This is a genomic window from Sinorhizobium sp. B11 (assembly GCA_039725955.1).
In the GTDB taxonomy this organism is placed as follows: domain Bacteria; phylum Pseudomonadota; class Alphaproteobacteria; order Rhizobiales; family Rhizobiaceae; genus Rhizobium.
Genome location: CP091034.1, coordinates 4,173,638 through 4,189,672 on the forward strand (window position 1 = coordinate 4,173,638; position 16,035 = coordinate 4,189,672).

Annotated in this window: 16 protein-coding genes and 1 tRNA gene; 10 read left to right on the top strand and 7 right to left on the bottom strand. The window is 60.3% G+C overall.

Annotated elements, in window-relative coordinates:
- The first annotated feature begins 87 nt into the window (after positions 1-87).
- Together LVY75_30605 and LVY75_30610 are read left to right on the top strand one after the other, a co-directional pair.
- A complete protein-coding gene (locus LVY75_30605; GenBank protein ID XAZ23108.1) occupies positions 88-1,503 on the top strand; it encodes a lipopolysaccharide biosynthesis protein in 1,416 nt (471 codons plus the stop codon).
- The gene (locus LVY75_30610) at positions 1,504-2,781 is read left to right on the top strand and encodes a GNAT family N-acetyltransferase (protein ID XAZ23109.1); all 1,278 of its coding nucleotides are present in this window, start codon (positions 1,504-1,506) and stop codon (positions 2,779-2,781) included. It abuts the gene before it with no gap.
- Here the strand turns inward: LVY75_30610 and LVY75_30615 are convergent.
- Positions 2,778-4,415 (bottom strand): AMP-binding protein, encoded by a 1,638-nt coding sequence (locus LVY75_30615; GenBank protein XAZ23110.1) that lies wholly within the window; start codon positions 4,413-4,415, stop codon positions 2,778-2,780. The genes LVY75_30610 and LVY75_30615 overlap by 4 nt on opposite strands.
- A 222-nt stretch (positions 4,416-4,637) precedes the next feature.
- Here LVY75_30615 and LVY75_30620 point away from each other — a divergent pair, with 222 nt between their 5' ends.
- Both LVY75_30620 and LVY75_30625 read left to right on the top strand, forming a co-directional pair.
- Positions 4,638-5,618, top strand: a complete 981-nt coding sequence (locus LVY75_30620; GenBank protein ID XAZ23111.1) for an aldo/keto reductase — start codon at positions 4,638-4,640, stop codon at positions 5,616-5,618.
- A 185-nt stretch (positions 5,619-5,803) separates the two neighbouring features.
- Complete coding sequence (locus LVY75_30625; protein ID XAZ23112.1) at positions 5,804-6,598, top strand: class I SAM-dependent methyltransferase; 795 nt, start codon at positions 5,804-5,806, stop codon at positions 6,596-6,598.
- A gap of 53 nt (positions 6,599-6,651) precedes the next feature.
- Here the strand turns inward: LVY75_30625 and LVY75_30630 are convergent, their stop codons facing one another.
- Positions 6,652-7,230 (bottom strand): TetR/AcrR family transcriptional regulator, encoded by a 579-nt coding sequence (locus LVY75_30630; protein ID XAZ23113.1) that lies wholly within the window; start codon positions 7,228-7,230, stop codon positions 6,652-6,654.
- A gap of 124 nt (positions 7,231-7,354) precedes the next feature.
- On the opposite strand from LVY75_30630, the gene LVY75_30635 reads away from it, so the two are divergent.
- Both LVY75_30635 and LVY75_30640 read left to right on the top strand, forming a co-directional pair.
- Positions 7,355-8,650, top strand: coding sequence for an MFS transporter (locus LVY75_30635; protein ID XAZ23114.1), 1,296 nt, complete (start codon positions 7,355-7,357; stop codon positions 8,648-8,650).
- An 85-nt stretch (positions 8,651-8,735) separates the two neighbouring features.
- Positions 8,736-8,820 (top strand) — tRNA-Leu (locus LVY75_30640).
- 114 nt (positions 8,821-8,934) lie between these two features.
- On the opposite strand, the gene LVY75_30645 is transcribed toward LVY75_30640, so the two are convergent.
- On the bottom strand, positions 8,935-9,240 hold the full coding sequence (locus tag LVY75_30645) for a hypothetical protein (protein ID XAZ23115.1): 306 nt from the start codon (positions 9,238-9,240) through the stop codon (positions 8,935-8,937).
- A gap of 158 nt (positions 9,241-9,398) precedes the next feature.
- Here LVY75_30645 and LVY75_30650 point away from each other — a divergent pair, with 158 nt between their 5' ends.
- Positions 9,399-11,141, top strand: a complete 1,743-nt coding sequence (locus LVY75_30650; protein ID XAZ23116.1) for a cation:proton antiporter — start codon at positions 9,399-9,401, stop codon at positions 11,139-11,141.
- A gap of 33 nt (positions 11,142-11,174) precedes the next feature.
- Here LVY75_30650 and LVY75_30655 read toward each other — a convergent pair whose 3' ends face one another.
- A complete protein-coding gene (locus LVY75_30655) occupies positions 11,175-11,477 on the bottom strand; it encodes a hypothetical protein (GenBank protein XAZ23117.1) in 303 nt (100 codons plus the stop codon).
- 196 nt (positions 11,478-11,673) lie between these two features.
- On the opposite strand from LVY75_30655, the gene LVY75_30660 reads away from it, so the two are divergent.
- Both LVY75_30660 and LVY75_30665 read left to right on the top strand, forming a co-directional pair.
- Positions 11,674-12,264: a DedA family protein gene (locus tag LVY75_30660; GenBank protein XAZ23118.1), complete on the top strand. Its 591-nt coding sequence runs from the start codon at positions 11,674-11,676 to the stop codon at positions 12,262-12,264.
- 22 nt (positions 12,265-12,286) lie between these two features.
- A complete protein-coding gene (locus LVY75_30665; protein ID XAZ23119.1) occupies positions 12,287-12,802 on the top strand; it encodes a disulfide bond formation protein B in 516 nt (171 codons plus the stop codon).
- A gap of 9 nt (positions 12,803-12,811) precedes the next feature.
- Here the strand turns inward: LVY75_30665 and LVY75_30670 are convergent, their stop codons facing one another.
- Positions 12,812-13,369: an HNH endonuclease gene (locus LVY75_30670; GenBank protein ID XAZ23120.1), complete on the bottom strand. Its 558-nt coding sequence runs from the start codon at positions 13,367-13,369 to the stop codon at positions 12,812-12,814.
- A gap of 112 nt (positions 13,370-13,481) precedes the next feature.
- Positions 13,482-14,168, bottom strand: a complete 687-nt coding sequence (locus LVY75_30675; protein ID XAZ23121.1) for a DNA-3-methyladenine glycosylase — start codon at positions 14,166-14,168, stop codon at positions 13,482-13,484.
- On the opposite strand from LVY75_30675, the gene gluQRS reads away from it, so the two are divergent.
- Positions 14,167-15,048, top strand: a complete 882-nt coding sequence (gene gluQRS, locus LVY75_30680; protein ID XAZ23122.1) for a tRNA glutamyl-Q(34) synthetase GluQRS — start codon at positions 14,167-14,169, stop codon at positions 15,046-15,048. The two genes, LVY75_30675 and gluQRS, sit on opposite strands and share 2 nt — an antisense overlap.
- On the opposite strand, the gene LVY75_30685 is transcribed toward gluQRS, so the two are convergent.
- Entirely contained in the window at positions 15,013-15,984 is a 972-nt protein-coding gene (locus LVY75_30685; GenBank protein ID XAZ23123.1) for a YihY/virulence factor BrkB family protein, read from the bottom strand. The two genes, gluQRS and LVY75_30685, sit on opposite strands and share 36 nt — an antisense overlap.
- Positions 15,985-16,035: the final 51 nt, after the last annotated feature.

Sequence of the window (16,035 nt, forward strand, 5' to 3'; positions counted from 1 at the left end):
TCCTCGCCGGGCATACCGTTTCTTAACCCTGGTCTGGCAAGACTTGGCCGTGCGAATTCCCTGCCCTTAGAGTTTTGCGTGTTCAGAATGGCGGTCATAGAAACAGCGGAAAAGATGCTGCCCGCGGGGCTGCGGCCGATCGCCGGCCGGGCGCGGCGCATGCTTGCCGCGGTTCTGACCGAACGGGGCGACAAGGCCACCGCCCAGCGTATGGCGCTGATCGCCTTTTCGATCCGCATCCTGAGTGCGGCCCTCGCCTTCCTGTCGCAGATCATACTTGCCCGGCTGATGGGCGAATATGAATACGGCATCTTCGTTTTCGTCTGGGTGCTGGTCGTTCTTTGCGGCGATCTTTCCTGCCTCGGTTTCCACACCGCGATTGTCCGCTTCCTGCCGCAATATCGCGCTGCCGGCGCCTTCGCCGAAATCCGCGGCCTGACGGGTATTGCGCGCATCTTTGCAATGGTCTCGGGCACGACGGTTCTCATCGCCGGCATGCTTGGCCTGCATTTCTTCGGCGACAGGATCGAGAGCTACTATCTGGTTCCGATCTTCCTCGGCCTCATGGCCATGCCGATGATCGCGCTCGGCGATATCCTCGAGGGCACGTCGCGGGCCAATCATTGGCCCGTCATGGCGCTGAGCCCGGTCTATATTGTCAGGCCGATCCTCATCATCCTCTTCATGCTGGCTGCGATTTTCTTCGACGCGCCGCATACGGCAGTCACGGCCATGCAGGCAGCGCTCGCGGCGACCTTCGTCACGGCACTCGGCCAATATGCCGCAACGCTCTATCGGATGCGCAAGCACTACGATGCCGGCCCGCGCAAGGTCGATTTCGTGGAATGGCTCGGTGTCGCATTTCCGATCTTCCTCATCGAAGGCGTGAGCTTCCTGCTGACCAATTCGGATGTCGTCGTCGTCGGCATCTTTCTGGAGCCGCACGACGTTGCGATCTATTTCGCAGCGGCCAAGACCATGGCGCTGGTACATTTCATCAATTTCTCGGTAAAGGCTGCCGCCGGCCCGCGCTTCTCCTCGATCATCGCCGAGGGCAACCACGCCGATCTTGCGGTAGCGGCTATCGATGCCGCGCGCTGGACTTTCTGGCCGGCGCTTGGCGCCGGTCTCGTGGTGCTGGCCGCCGGCCATATGCTCTTGTCACTCTTCGGCGGCGCCTTTACAGCCGGTTATGTGCTGATGGCGATCCTGCTGGCCGGTATCCTTGCCAAGGCGCTGGTCGGCCCCGCCGAGACGCTGCTGATGATGGCGGGCAAGCAGAACCTCTGTGTCGCCCTTTACGCCGGAGCACTCGCCGCCAATGTCGGCCTCAATCTCCTGCTGATCCCGCATTACGGCATTGTCGGCACGGCAATCGCCACGGCCTCCGCCATGGCCGTGGAAGCGGTCCTGCTGCATGTCTTTGTCCGTAGTGCGCTCGGCTTCGCACTTTTTGCCTTCGCAACCCCTTCCATCGCAACGCCAGAAATGAGAGCCCGATAGATGGTACGTGTACCACCCATCACCGAGAGCACCGACAGCAACGCGAACCGCATGGTTCACGATCTCGCCGCGCTCAAGTTCGAGGCGCCGCAGGCTGAAGCACGGATCGAAATCGGCCGGCTGGGGCGTGAGCTCTGCCTTTACCCGGGCAGGCTGGGTTACGATCTGCAGGAAGAATTGGATTTCCTCTCCAACCGCGCGATGGAACCGAACGTCTTCTTCAGCGGCCGCTTTCTGGCGCCTGCCATGCCACGTCTTGAAGACCGGCAGGTGAATTTCGCCATCATCCGCGACGAGAACGAACATCGCAGCCGCATGCGCCTGCTCATGCCCTTCTCGGTCGACAAGCCCGGCTTTGCCGTTGGCCCGTCGATCATCCGCGGCTGGGCAAACAGTTTCGGTCCGCTCGGCACGCCCTTGGTCGATGCGGAGGAAGCCGCGGAGACGCTCGACAACCTCTTCGAAGGCCTTGTCACGCCGGACCTCGGCCTGCCGGGCACACTGGTGCTGCCGGATGTACGGCTGAACGGCATCTTCGTGCGCATGGCAAAGGCGGTGGCCCTCAGCCGCAACCTGCCGCTGACAGTTGCCAATCCCTATGAGCGGCCGATGCTGCAAAGCGATGACGACGCCATGGTCTATCTCGGCCGCACCATATCCTCCTCTCACCAGCGCGAGATGCGCCGCCAGTGGCGGCTTCTCGAAGAACTCGGTAATGTCGTCCACACCGTTGCCCGCCAGCCACGCGAAATCCACCTTCGCTTCGAGGAATTCCTCGCGTTGGAGGCCGGCGGCTGGAAGGGCAAGCGCCGCAGTGCGCTGGTGACCGACCGCTATCACACCGCGTTCGCCCGCGAGGCCGTCTCCAATCTGGCGGAAGTCGATGCCGTCCGCATCCACACGATCGACATTAACGGCAAGGCGATTGCTGCCGTGGTCGTACTGATGATGGGTGGCGAGGCCTATACCTGGAAGACTGCCTACGACGAGAGCTACTCCCGCTATTCGCCAGGCAAGCTGCTAATGAGCGAACTGACCGAATGGCATCTCGACGACGCCAATGTCGTACGCTCGGATTCCTGCGCGGTCTCGGATCATCCGATCATGAGCCGCTTCTGGCAGGAACGCGAGGAGATGGGCACACTGGTGATCGGCCTCACCCAGAACGGTGACCGCGACATGCGACAGGTCGCGGCTCAGCTTCACATGTACCGCAGCACCCGCAACATGGCGAAGATGCTACGCGAGAAGATCATGTCGCTCGCCGGCCGCGGTTAGCTTTTAGCTTCCGCCGCAGCCTTTTCCCGCAGCAGGCGCCGGATGACCTTGCCCGTCGTCGTCAGCGGCAGAGCATCGACGAATTCGACCTCGCGCGGATATTCGTGCATCGAAAGCCGGGTTTTCACCCAGTCCCGGATCTCCACTGCCAGTTCCGCGCTCGAGCTGTAGCCCGGCGAAAGCACGATATAGGCCTTGACGATCTCCGTGCGCAGCGCATCGGGCTTTCCAACGGCCGCAGCAAGCTGTACGGCCGGATGGCCGATGAGACAGTCCTCGATCTCTGCAGGCCCGATACGGTAGCCAGATGAGGTGATGACGTCGTCGTCGCGGCCCGCAAAGGTGACATAGCCCTCTGCGTCCTGCCGGCCGATATCGCCGGTCAGCAGCCAACCCTTGGCATATTTCCTGTCTGTCGCATCGGGATCGTTCCAGTAACCGAGAAACATTACTGGATCAGGGCTGGCGATTGCGATCTGCCCCTGCTCTCCGACCGGCAGTTCGTCACCTTCGTCGCTGACAACAGCAACCCTGTGACCAGGTGAGGCGCGCCCGATCGCGCCAGCTTTGGTCACCCCGAAGGCAGAGCTCGAAGACAGCACAAAATTGCACTCCGTCTGTCCGTAAAATTCATTGACGGTGATGCCAAGCGTACGGCGCGCCCACTCGTAGGTTTCGCGCCCCAGCGATTCACCCGCCGAACCGATGGTGCGCAGCACGAGATCGTATTTCGAGCGCGGCTCCTCGACGGATTTCAGGAGCCGGAGCGCCGTCGGCGGAATGAAAGCATTACGCACCCTCATCTCGGCCATGATGCGATAGGCCATGTCGGCATCGAATTTCTGGGCCGGCGAGGAGACGACAGGCACGCCGAGCAACAGGCTCGGCAGCAGCGCATTGAGCAGCCCGCCCGCCCAGGCCCAGTCTGACGGCGTCCAGACCTTGTCTCCGGCCTGCGGAAAGCCTTCATGGGCAAACTGCATGCCGGGAATATGGCCGGCGAGAACCCGGTGACCATGCAATGCGCCCTTCGGCGGCCCCGTCGTGCCCGACGTGAAGATCATCAGTGCTGGCTCGTCCGGGCCTGACGACACAATTTCGAAAGCGGAAGAATAGGCAGAGACCAGCTCGGCAAAACCGAGCGTACCCGCCGATTCCCCCTCGATCGAGACGACGTGTCTGACGTCAGGCAGCCGGTCACGGATCTGGTTGATGCGTGCGAGCCCGAAGCCGTTGGTGACGACGGCTGTCGCGCCCGCAGCCTTCAGCCGGTATTCCAGGGCCTCGACCCCGAAGAGCAGCGCCAGCGGCAGCGCGATTGCGCCCATCTTGTAGATCGCGACATGCGAAACGACCGTCTCGAAACATTGCGGCAGGAGCAGCGCAACCCGATCCCCCCTGCCGATGCCAAGCGCTGACAGCGCATTGGCGAAGGATGAGGAGCGGGCGGCAAGCTCGCCATATGTCAAAGACAGATGGTGGCCGTCGGGACTGAAATGTTCGAGACAGACGCGATCGGGATCACGCGCGGCCCAATCGTCGCTGACGGCACGGCCGATATTGAAATCCTTTGATATCTGCCAGGAAAAATCGCGGTAGAGCGTGTCATATCGATCGCCGGGCGGCAGTTTCATAGGCATGATCCAGTAAAATGCTGCACCAGCTAACACCTCACCGGTCGAATGTGCAAGCATTGTAATCCGCAGGGATAAGACGACATCCCGCCCGCCCATCACGTATTATTGCGCTAACTGCAGAACATATTCTCCGCGTGCTCACTGAGACTTCGGTGATTTCTGCACTACATCATGCGCATGCGCCTGGGGAGCCGCTGAAATTCATCACGGAGCACTTTTATGGAATATGTAAAACTCGGGAAAACCGGTCTCGAAGTCTCGAAGATCTGCCTCGGCTGCATGACCTATGGCGATCCGGACCGTGGAAACCACGCCTGGAGCCTGCCTGAAGAAGGAAGCCGCGCATTGCTCCGGCAAGCGATTGAACTCGGGATCAATTTCCTCGACACGGCCAATACCTATTCCAACGGGTCCTCCGAGGAGATCGTCGGCCGCGCCATCAAGGATTTCGCCAAGCGTGAGGATATTGTTCTCGCCACCAAGGTCTTCAATCGCATGCGCCCCGGCCCGAACGGCGCCGGCCTGTCGCGTAAGGCGATCTTCGACGAGATCGACAACAGCCTGCGCCGCCTCGGCACCGATTATGTCGACCTCTACCAGATTCACCGGTGGGACTACACAACACCGATCGAGGAAACGCTCGAAGCTCTCCATGATGTCGTGAAAGCCGGCAAGGCGCGTTATATCGGCGCCTCCTCCATGTATTCCTGGCAGTTCGCCAAGGCGCTTTATACCTCCCGCCTCAACGGATGGACGGAATTCGTCAGCATGCAGGACCATCTGAACCTGCTCTACCGCGAGGAAGAACGGGAGATGCTGCCCTTCTGCGAAGACCAGAAGATCGGTGTCATTCCCTGGAGCCCGCTTGCCCGCGGCCGGTTGACCCGTGACTGGGACGATAAGACCAACCGCAGCGAGACCGATGAATTCGGCAAGACGCTCTACAAGCAGGCTGAAGATGCCGATCGCAAGATCGTCGAGAGGGTTGCCGAAATTGCCAAGGGCCATGGCATTTCCCGCGCGCAGGTCGCCACCGCCTGGATCCTGCAGAAAAGTGCCGTCACCGCGCCGATCATTGGCGCATCCAAGGCGCAACACCTCACGGATGCCGTCGGCTCGCTGACCGTGAAACTCAGCGCGGAAGACATTGCCGCACTCGAAGCCCCCTATATCCCGCACAATGTTGCGGGCTTTAAATAACACACCCGGCAATCTCCCTCTGCTGGTGCGGAGGGAGACCCTTTCAATTTCCAAAGTCGGGACTTTCAGGCGAGCGCCGCGCACGGAATATCAGTGCTCAGCTGGGTCACGACCATTGAGGCAGATCATCACGAGCCGGTCACACTTAGGCCTTAGCCGTTTCGGGCAAACAGAGGGCCCGCCGCATGACCATCGTTCCCTACGAAGCTCGCCGCTTCCGCACCACTGCTACTTACTATAGTCGCTTCCGCGTCCCCTATCCGGACAGGTTGATCGAACGCGTTACCGAACGAACCGGCCTGAAACCCGGTGATCGTCTGCTTGATCTCGGCTGCGGTCCGGCACCGCTCGGCATCGCCTTCGCACGCCTCGCCGGCGCCGATGTAATCGGGATTGATCCCGAGCCGGAAATGCTGGACGCAGCACGCGAGAATGCGTCCGAAGCCGCGGTGACTATAAGGCTTATACAGGGCTCGTCCTACGATCTCGGCCAGGACCTGGCACCGTTGAAGCTTGCAGTCATGGGCCGCGCCTTCCATTGGATGGACCGCCCGGCAACGCTTGCAGCACTCGATAAGCTGATCGCTCGCGATGGCGCTGTCGTTCTCTTCTCCGACAGGCATATCGCGGCCGCACCGGATTGGCGTGATATCCTGCATCAGCTGTCAGAGACCTATTCGCCGGAAAAAAACGCCGAGCGCAAATTGCGCCGCGCGCCGGAATTCGGACCGCACGAGACGGTCCTGCTGCACTCCCCCTTCCGCAACCTCGAACGCATTGGCATCGTCAACGAACGGATAATCGGGACGGAGGACATAATCGGCCGCGCCTTCTCCATGTCCGTCACCTCTCCACAGGCGCTGGGCGACAAGACAGAAGAATTCGAGACGGCCTTCCGCAGCGAACTCGCAGCGCTCTCGCCGAACGGCACCTTTACTGAAATCGTCGAAGGCCTTGCGATGATCGCCTTCCGAGACTGAAGCAACTCCAGCAAAAGCGCGGAGCCGTTTTGCAACGGGAATGCGCGAATGCCCTAGGATGATTGCGCCGGATCGAGCCTGCGGCGCATCGTGACCAGAAATTGCTCGGCGAGCGCCCGGTCCTCGACCGCGCGGGCAAGAATGACGGCCCCCATCATCGATGAAAGCGTTGTCGTCGCGTTGGCACGGCGCTCTTCCTCAGTCGCGCCGGGCACCACTTCCTTCAGCACATCGACCAGCGTGGACAAGCCCTCGCTGAAGGTCGCACGAACCGCCCCTTCGCTGCGGCTGACCTCCTGGATCAGCGACGCAAAGACGCAGCTTCCACCGGGATCGTCGACCGTGCGCCAATGGATGTAATGATCGAGCAGCGCCTGAAGCGGACGGTCTGGATGGCCGACAATCAACTCACGCCAGCGTTCCTCCACCCGCTCGATCAGCTTGCGGCTGACCTCCAAGGCAAGATCGTCCTTCGATTCGAAATGACCGTAGAACCCGCCATGCGTCAGACCAGCGGCTTTCATGATGTCCGCAACGCCGACGCCGTCGAACCCGTTCTCGCGGAAGAGCACGCTGGCTGCCGTCAGGATCTTCTCGCGGTTTTCTGCAAATTTCTCGCGGGTAACCCGCATTTTTCGTCTCCGGAAATGGTCGCTTGACAATTTATATGATGTCCATCATCAATATGCAACAAATATGATGGTCGTCATGTAAAACGGCCTTGTATGGTCCCGACGTCACAAACGGAATTTGCCCATGGTCTCTGCTGTACTTGCTTCAACCCTTGCTCGGCGAAACATCCACTATGGATGGGTTGTCGTCGCAGCCACCTTCCTGACCATGCTGGTAACCGCCGGCGCAATGGGCGCGCCGGGCGTGCTCATCAAGCCGCTGCAGAACGAGTTCGGCTGGGAAACTTCGCAGATTTCCTCCGCACTTGCCATCCGCCTGATCCTTTTCGGCCTGATGGGACCGTTTGCGGCCGCCTTCATGAATTATTTCGGTGTCCGCAAAGTCATTGTCTTCGCCCTTGCCTTGATCGGCGCGGGCTTCGTCGGCTCGCTGTTCATGACTAAGCTCTGGCATCTGCTGGCGCTCTGGGGCATCGTCGTCGGCTTCGGAACCGGGCTGACTGCCATGGTGCTGGCAGCCACGGTTTCCACCCGATGGTTCGTCAAGCATCGCGGCCTTGTCGTCGGCATGCTCTCGGCAAGCTCGGCGACCGGCCAGCTTGTCTTCCTGCCGCTGATGGCGGAATTGACCGAACGCTACGGCTGGCGCGCCACGGTCTTCTTCGTCTGCGCCATGATCATGGTTGCTGCTCTTCTCGTGCTGCTTTTCATGCGAGACCGCCCCTCGGATGTCAACCTGCCCTCGGTCGGCGAAACTCAGGTGACGCTGCCCCCGGCCCGCGGCACACTCGCCGCCGCGCTTGCAACGCCGATCACCGTTATCAGGGAAATTTCCAAGACTTCGACCTTCTGGATCCTGTTTGCCACCTTCTTCATCTGCGGTCTCAGCACCAACGGCCTGATCCAGACGCATTTCGTGACCCTTTGCGGGGACTACGGCATCATGCCGGTCGCAGCCGCCAGCGTGCTTGCCGTCATGGGCATCTTCGATTTCTTCGGCACGATCGGCTCCGGCTGGCTTTCCGACCGCTTCGACAATCGCTGGCTGCTTTTCTGGTATTACGGCTTGCGCGGCCTCTCGCTGCTCTTCCTGCCCTTCAGCGATTTCTCGTTCTACGGCCTGTCGATCTTCGCCGTCTTCTATGGCCTGGACTGGATCGCCACGGTGCCGCCGACCGTCAAGATTGCCGCTGACCGCTTCGGCCGTGAAAAAGCCGGTCTCGTCTTCGGCTGGGTCTTCGCCGGCCACCAGCTTGGCGCTGCAACCGCTGCTTACGGCGCCGGCCTGTCGCGTACGGCGCTGGAAAGCTACCTGCCGGCATTCTTCATTGCCGGTGCCTTCTGTCTGCTCGCCTCGGTTCTGGCGATCACGCTGAAGAAATCAGGCCTAACCGGCGCAAGCGCAACTGTGGCCCACTAAACACAAAATTCGAAGCGGCTAAACTTCGCCCGCCGTCTTGCACGCGCGGGCGAACGCATGTTAGACAGCCGCCTCGTATTTCGCTGCCCCATTGGCGGAATTGGTAGACGCGCTCGACTCAAAATCGAGTTTCGAAAGAAGTGCTGGTTCGACCCCGGCATGGGGCACCAAATATCTCTAAATATCAGATCTAGTATGTTTGCCCCGCCCTGAAGGGCGAGGCACCATCCGTGGCCGACGATGCTGAAGTTCCACAAAGTGCAGGACCTCAGCGGGCCGACTGCTTAGTCACACCGCCTTACGGTTTTTGTGACGGTGCCTTCGTCGGTCTCGCGGGTAACGCTACGCGTATAGCAGCGGTCACGGTCCCGATCGCGATAACGATCACGTTCGCGCACCGCCCCGAACGTAATACCGCGATCACTGATGGTAACGCCGGGGCGGACCCGGTCTCGGTCTCGGTCACGGTCGCGATCATAACCGTCATAGGCGCGCTCGCGTGTAACTGTAACGCTGTCTGCCATTGCAGGCGCCGCAGCCGAGCCCAGGGCAAGGGCAGCGATTGCACAGTTGATGATGATCTTTCGCATATCTCTTCTCCTCGTCTTCATGCATAGGCAACGACCCAGGAGCTTCGTGGTTCCGCCCAAAAAGGCAGCGCTTTAAGCCAATTCTATTCAAATCAACTCTTTAACTTTGCCGACGCTTCGTCCTAAAGTGCCGGCCTTGCGGCATTTTGAGAGGGCTGATGCACCAGGAAACGGGACTCATTGCGACGGTAGCCATAAGCTTCGTCTTTGCAGTAATTCTTGGCTACGGCGCGGACAGGTTGAGGCTGCCGCCACTTGTCGGCTATCTTGCCGCCGGGGTCGTCATGGGGCCGTTTACGCCGGGCTTCGTTGCCGATACCGAGCTTGCGAGCCAGCTTGCCGAAATGGGCGTGATCCTGCTGATGTTCGGCGTCGGCCTTCATTTCTCGGCATCCGATCTTCTTGCCGTGCGCGGCATCGCAATACCCGGCGCCATTGGCCAGATTCTCCTTGCCACCCTGCTCGGCATCGGCCTCGGAGAACTCTGGGGCTGGAGCCTCGGCGCCGGCATCGTCTTCGGCCTCAGCCTTTCGGTTGCCAGTACCGTCGTACTTCTGAAAGCGCTGGAAGAACGCAACCTCGTCAACACCGCCGGTGGGCGTGTTGCCGTCGGCTGGCTGATCGTCGAGGATCTTGCAATGGTGCTGGCGCTGGTGCTTCTGCCGGCACTGGCCGAGCTTTTGGGTGGCCATGCGGGTGAAGCCTGGCACGGCCTCGACCTGCCTCTCTGGGCCACGATCGCGCTGACATTGCTGAAGGTCGCAGCTTTTGCCGCCATGGCGATCTTCCTCGGCCCGCGTATCGTGCCCTGGCTTCTGACGCTGATTGCCCGCACCGGCTCGCGTGAGCTTTTTACTCTTGCGGTGCTTGCCATCGCACTTGGCATCGCCTTTGGCTCGGCGGCGATCTTTGGCGTTTCCTTCGCGCTCGGCGCCTTCTTTGCCGGCGTGGTCATGAGCGAATCCCATCTCAGCCATCGAGCAGCAGCCGATTCCCTGCCGTTGCAGAACGCTTTCTCGGTGTTGTTCTTCGTCTCGGTCGGCATGCTCTTCGATCCATCGATCATCGTGAAGCAGCCGCTTGCCGTCGTCAGTGCCTTGGCGCTGATTATCATCGGCAAGGCGATTATCGCCTTCGGCATCGTAACTTTCTTGCGCTATCCAATCGGCATGGGCCTGACGGCCGCCGGTGGCCTTGCTCAGATCGGCGAATTCTCATTCATCCTCGCTGGACTCGGTGTCTCCCTCGGTCTGTTGCCGCATGAGGGGCAGGATCTGATCCTCGCTGCAGCGATCCTCTCCATCACCCTTAATCCGCTGGTCATCTTCGTAGCGGAAAACCTGAACCGCCATATCAAGACGAAATGGCCGCGTGTCTACGACACGTACGGCCGCAAGAATCAGGACACTCTCAGCCGCGAACTCGAGAAGATCCGTGCAATCGGCGAGGAGCGTGAACGCCAACACCATCTGCGCATCCAGCAACTGATCGATACTTTCCCGCTCTTTTCAGAGGTCAACGAGGATGCACTGGAGGAACTGCTGCTGCTCTTCCAGGCTAGACTTGCTCCACCCGGTGAACGTGTCATCCGACGCGGCGACCGCGGCGACAGCATGTATTTCATTTCTTCCGGCGCGGTCGAAGTGAGGCTGGCAAGCGGCTCGGTTCGCCTGGAGCCCGGCGCCTTCTTCGGTGAAATGGCGCTACTCAGCGGCGGTCGCCGTACGGCTGACGTCATCGCCGTCGATTTCTGCCAATTCGAAGTGCTGGAGCGCCGCGATTTCAACATGTTCATGTCGCGTCATCCAAACCTCCGGGCCATCGTCAGCGAAATGGCCCAGAAGCGCACCGAAATGAACGTCATGCGCCAGCAGTGGGAAAAATCCATGGACCTGTCGTAAGCGCTCCGGCGGCTAGTCGTTACCAAACCCCTGTCACGCTGTCGTAGTGCTGTCCAGCGCCGGCCAGTACAGGTCTGAATCGAAATCAGCCGGAATATGATCGAGACGGCACATTGCCTCGGCAGCATATTCGATCTGCATGGCGAGGTATCTGAGTGATGACGGCATCGGCACACCAATGGCAAATTCCATGACCCGTGACCGGTGATATCCGCTGGCACCGAGACGCCGCTCGGCCTCGCGGCGAACATCCTCATGTTCCGGCCGGCGGTGCTCCGCTTCCTTGTTCCATTCTTTGGCGGCGCTGAGCCCGCCGTCTATGACCTTCAATTTCATGAGATGCCGTCAGTATTTCGATCTGCCGGTAGCTTGCCGCAGATTCGCCCCCTTGCCATCCTGCTAAATCTTGGGAGGGGGACCAGGTCGATCACGAAAATTTTCAGCGCGAACGTCGTCAAGCCGAAGACCAAGCATTTACAGCGTCACGATCGCCCCCTAATGCTTTGTGCGTCGCAACAAGGAAAGGAAACGGATGCTCCGCAGACTTTACGACTGGACCATGTCTCTGGCCTCGAAGAAATCGGCCGAAGTCTGGCTCGCCGTCATCGCCTTCGTCGAAAGCTCCGTCTTTCTGGTTCCCGCGGACGTGCTCTTCCTGCCGATGGCACTTGCCAAGCCCGAACGCTCCTATCGCTACGCGATCGTCGCTACCATCGCATCGGTGCTGGGCGGAATCGCCGGCTGGGCGCTCGGCTATTATGCCTACGAGGCTGTCGCGCGCCCGGTGTTGGAATTCTATGGAAAGCTCGATCAATTCGAGCAGATGAAGTCCTACGTCACCTACGAGACGATCCTCCTGCTTCTCGTCACATCGGGTCTGGCGCACCTGCCGCCAATCAAGATCGTCACGATTCTATCCGGCGTCATCCACGTCAGCCTGCCGCTCTTCATCGTTTCGGCAATCATCGCCCGCGGCGCCCGCTTCCTCTTCCTTGCCTGGCTGCTGCGCCGTTATGGCGAGCCGATCCGCCACTTCATCGAGAAGCGTCTCGGCCAGATCGTCGGCGTCGGCGCGGCGGTCGTGATCGTGCTATATCTAGCCTATCGATATTTTGCCCACTGAGCCAACTTCGCGGAGTTCCGCCATGAATGCCCCCACCTCGCCGCTTGCCCGCCCGGGCTTCACCCTCTCGCTGCTGCTCGCCATTGCCATGGCAGTGGTCGTCGGCACGGCGCTTGGCTTCCAGTATATCGGCGGTTATATTCCGTGTGCGCTCTGCCTGCTGCAGCGCCAACCCTATTATTATGGCATTCCAATCGCTGTAGTCGGCGCTGTTGCGGCTCTCGTCGGCCTGCCGAACTGGATGACGCGCGCCATCATCCTCGCCGTCGGCATCCTCATGCTGGTGGGCGCCGGCATGGGCGTCTATCACGCCGGCGTCGAGTGGCATTTCTGGCCCGGTCCAGCCACCTGCTCGACCACGGCCAGCAGCATGACCACCAATGCCGGCGATCTCCTGGGCGAACTGAATACGATCAAGGGCCCGTCCTGCACGGATGCAGCGCTGCGGGTCCTGGGCTTGTCCTTCGCCGGCTGGAATGTGATCGCAAGCCTGGTCCTCGCAGCCTTCGCCTTCTGGAGCGTGAAGAAGACTGCGTAGTCGGTTCGATCAGGGCTGCAGCTCGGTATCCCAGTAGAGGTAGTCGAGCCAGCTGTCATGCAGGTAGTTCGGCGGGAAGAGCCGACCGTTATTGTGCAGGTCCTGCACGGTCGGCTGATAAGGCTTTTGCGCCGGGAGCATGCCAGCCTGCTTCGGAAGCTTGCTGCCCTTGCGCAAATTGCAGGGAGAACAGGCCGCCACGACATTCTCCCAGGTTGTCTCGCCGCCGTGAGCGCGCGGGATGACATGGTCGAAAGTCAGATCGTCGTGAGCGCCGCAATACTGGCACTCGAACCTGTCGCGCAGGAAGACGTTGAAGCGGGTGAAGGCGGGATTGCGGGACGGCTGAACGTAAGTCTTCAGGCACACGACACTCGGCAACCGCATCGAGAAGCTCGGTGAGGAAACCTCATGCTCATATTCTGCGATAATGTTCACACGGTCGAGAAATACCGCCTTGATCGCGTCCTGCCAAGACCAGAGCGACAAGGGGTAATAACTCAGCGGCCGGTAGTCAGCGTTCAGGACGAGCGCTGGCAGGGCCTGTGGTGAGACTGCAATCGTCAAGGAGCCCTCCTGGATCGATTCGGCATCTGCACTTGTATATTAGGCCGGTTGTTACAGGATTGTGAAGTCCAATAAATTCAGGGGATAAAGGCAAATTGAGGGAGGGGGTCCGTCAGGCGACCGGCAGCACGTCCCGACGCATTTTTGCAGCGTAATAAGCCCAGAAAAGCCGGGCTGCGACCGAACGCCATGGCGACCAGATTTCCGCAAGCCCTGCAAGGACTTTGGCTTGCGGGCGTTCAGCGAGACCGAATGCCGCAGCGACCGCCGCCTGAAGCGCCACGTCGCCGGATGGAAATACATCCACATGGCCGCCGCAGAACATCAGATAGACCTCCGCCGTCCATGGCCCGATTCCCTTCTGAGCCGTCAGTTCTGCGAGCGCTTCGCCGGGCGGTTTTTGGATCATGGCCTCCAGATTGATTCGTCCTGAAGCAACCGCTTGCGCAATCCGCGTCAGTGTATCGGCCTTGGCGCGAGAGAGACCGAACTCGCGCCAGGCATCGGGATGAAGCAATATGTAAGATTGCGCGCTCAGCATTCCGCTCTCTGGCTGCATCCGCCGCCAGATCGCCTCGGCGCTCGCCCGCGATACCATCTGCGAAACGATGATATGGGCAAGGCCGGCAAATCCTGGCTCGCGCAGCCGGAGCGGAACGGGGCCTGCCTCCCTGGCAATTGCCACGAGCCGCGGATCGAGAACAAGGAGAGAGGCAAGCCCCTCCTCAATATCCTTTTCATTGCTGATGACCCGCACCTTGCCTCGCGATCGTTTCAAATCCATGCCAGAAGAAAGCATGATCACGACTCCGCGTCAAAAACCCGTCTTCCGTTTCGCTCCGAGCCCCAACGGGCAGCTGCATCTCGGTCACGCGCTGTCGGCTTTCCTGAACAACGACATGGCCAGGGCCGCAGATGGTCGGCTGCTGCTGCGTATCGAAGACATAGACCTGACCCGCTGCACACCGGAATTCGAGGCCGGCATATTCGCCGACCTCAGGTGGCTGGGCATTGAATGGGAACAGCCGGTCCGTCGCCAGCAGGAACATTTTTCCGATTACCAGGCAGCCCTTCATTCGCTGATCGAACGCGGGCTGGTCTATCCCTCTTTTCTGACGCGCGGTGAGGTCAAGGCACGCGTTGCCGCCTATGAGCGGATGGGTGAGCCCTGGCCGCGCGATCCGGATGGCACGCCGCATTATCCAGCCGACGATCGTGACCGCAGCGAGGAAGAACGCGACGCGATGCTGGGCTCAGGTCTCAGACATGCATGGCGGCTGAACATGAGCAGGGCGTTGGACCTGATCGGCGAACCGCTGTTCTGGACGGAGACAGGCGATGAGCGTAAGGGCGAAATCCCGGCCGAGCCCGTCGCCTGGGGCGACGTCGTTCTCTCACGCTCGGACGCGCCCTCGAGCTATCATCTCTCCGTCGTCATTGACGATGCGCTGCAGGGCGTGACCGATGTCGTGCGCGGCCTCGACCTCTTCCACTCCACCTCGGTGCACCGGCTGCTGCAGGAGCTGCTCGACCTGCCGCAGCCCATCTATCACCATCACCGTCTCATCATGGATGCAGAGGGCCGCAAACTTTCCAAGAGTGAGGGCGACACCGGCCTTGCGGAACTGCGTGCCAGTGGGCTGTCAGCCGCCGATATTCGCCGTCTTGTCGGGCTTTGAATCGGCGGCGTGGTCACGTCCGACCACCGAGAAAGTTCGCGAGAAATTGCGCAACACCCGGAACTTCATGAGCGCCGCATTGATCTCTGCGCCGACGATGAAGATGACACCCACCATATAGAGAAAGATCAGCACGATCATGACGGACGCCAGACCGGCATAGGTGGCTGTGTAGTTGGCGAAGGTCGCAAGATAATAGGCAAAGATCAGCGCACCGATGAGCCAGAATATCAAGGTCAGGAACACGCCCGGGACGACGTCGAATACGCGACGCTTGCCGGAGGGCAGCCAGAGATGGACTACGAGCAGGGCAATCGTCAGCATGACGAGCGTGCCGTAGATGCGCCAGCTGAAGACAATTTCGAGTGTGTCGACGATGGCGGGCAGCCATTGGTGGATGGTGACGGGAAGCCATTCGAGCGAGTCGTTGTGCAGCAGCCAGTCGCGGGCATAATCAAGACCGACAGGGACTGCCACGAGCAGAATGCTGATGACCGCAAAGATGATCACGGCGATGAGGACATAACCGAGGCTCGCAAGGCGGGTGAAGTACCAAGGGCGCGTCTCCTGCACGCGATAGGCACGATTGAGCGAGATCCTGAGTGCCTCGACACCGTTCGAGGCGAAATAGGCAGCCGCAAGCACGGAGATGGTCAGCAGCCCGCCGCGCGGGATCGTCAAGACCTCCACCACCTGGTCAGCCAGCGGCTTGGCGATCGCTTCAGGCCACGTATCGAAGATCAGATGGATGGCCGTGGTGGAAAACTGGTCGGCACCAAGAAAATTGGCAAGCGCCGTGCCGAAGATCAGGAAGGGAAAGACTGCAAGCAGGGTGGAAAGCGCCACATGGCTTGCCATTGCAAAGCCATCGTCCTCGATGAGGTGGCAGATGGCGTCGTACACCACATCGTAGAACGTGCGCAGGAATTTCGGCATTCTGCTTCCCAATTGTATCCTTTCCGCGAATATGGGAAACGAGTCCCATTT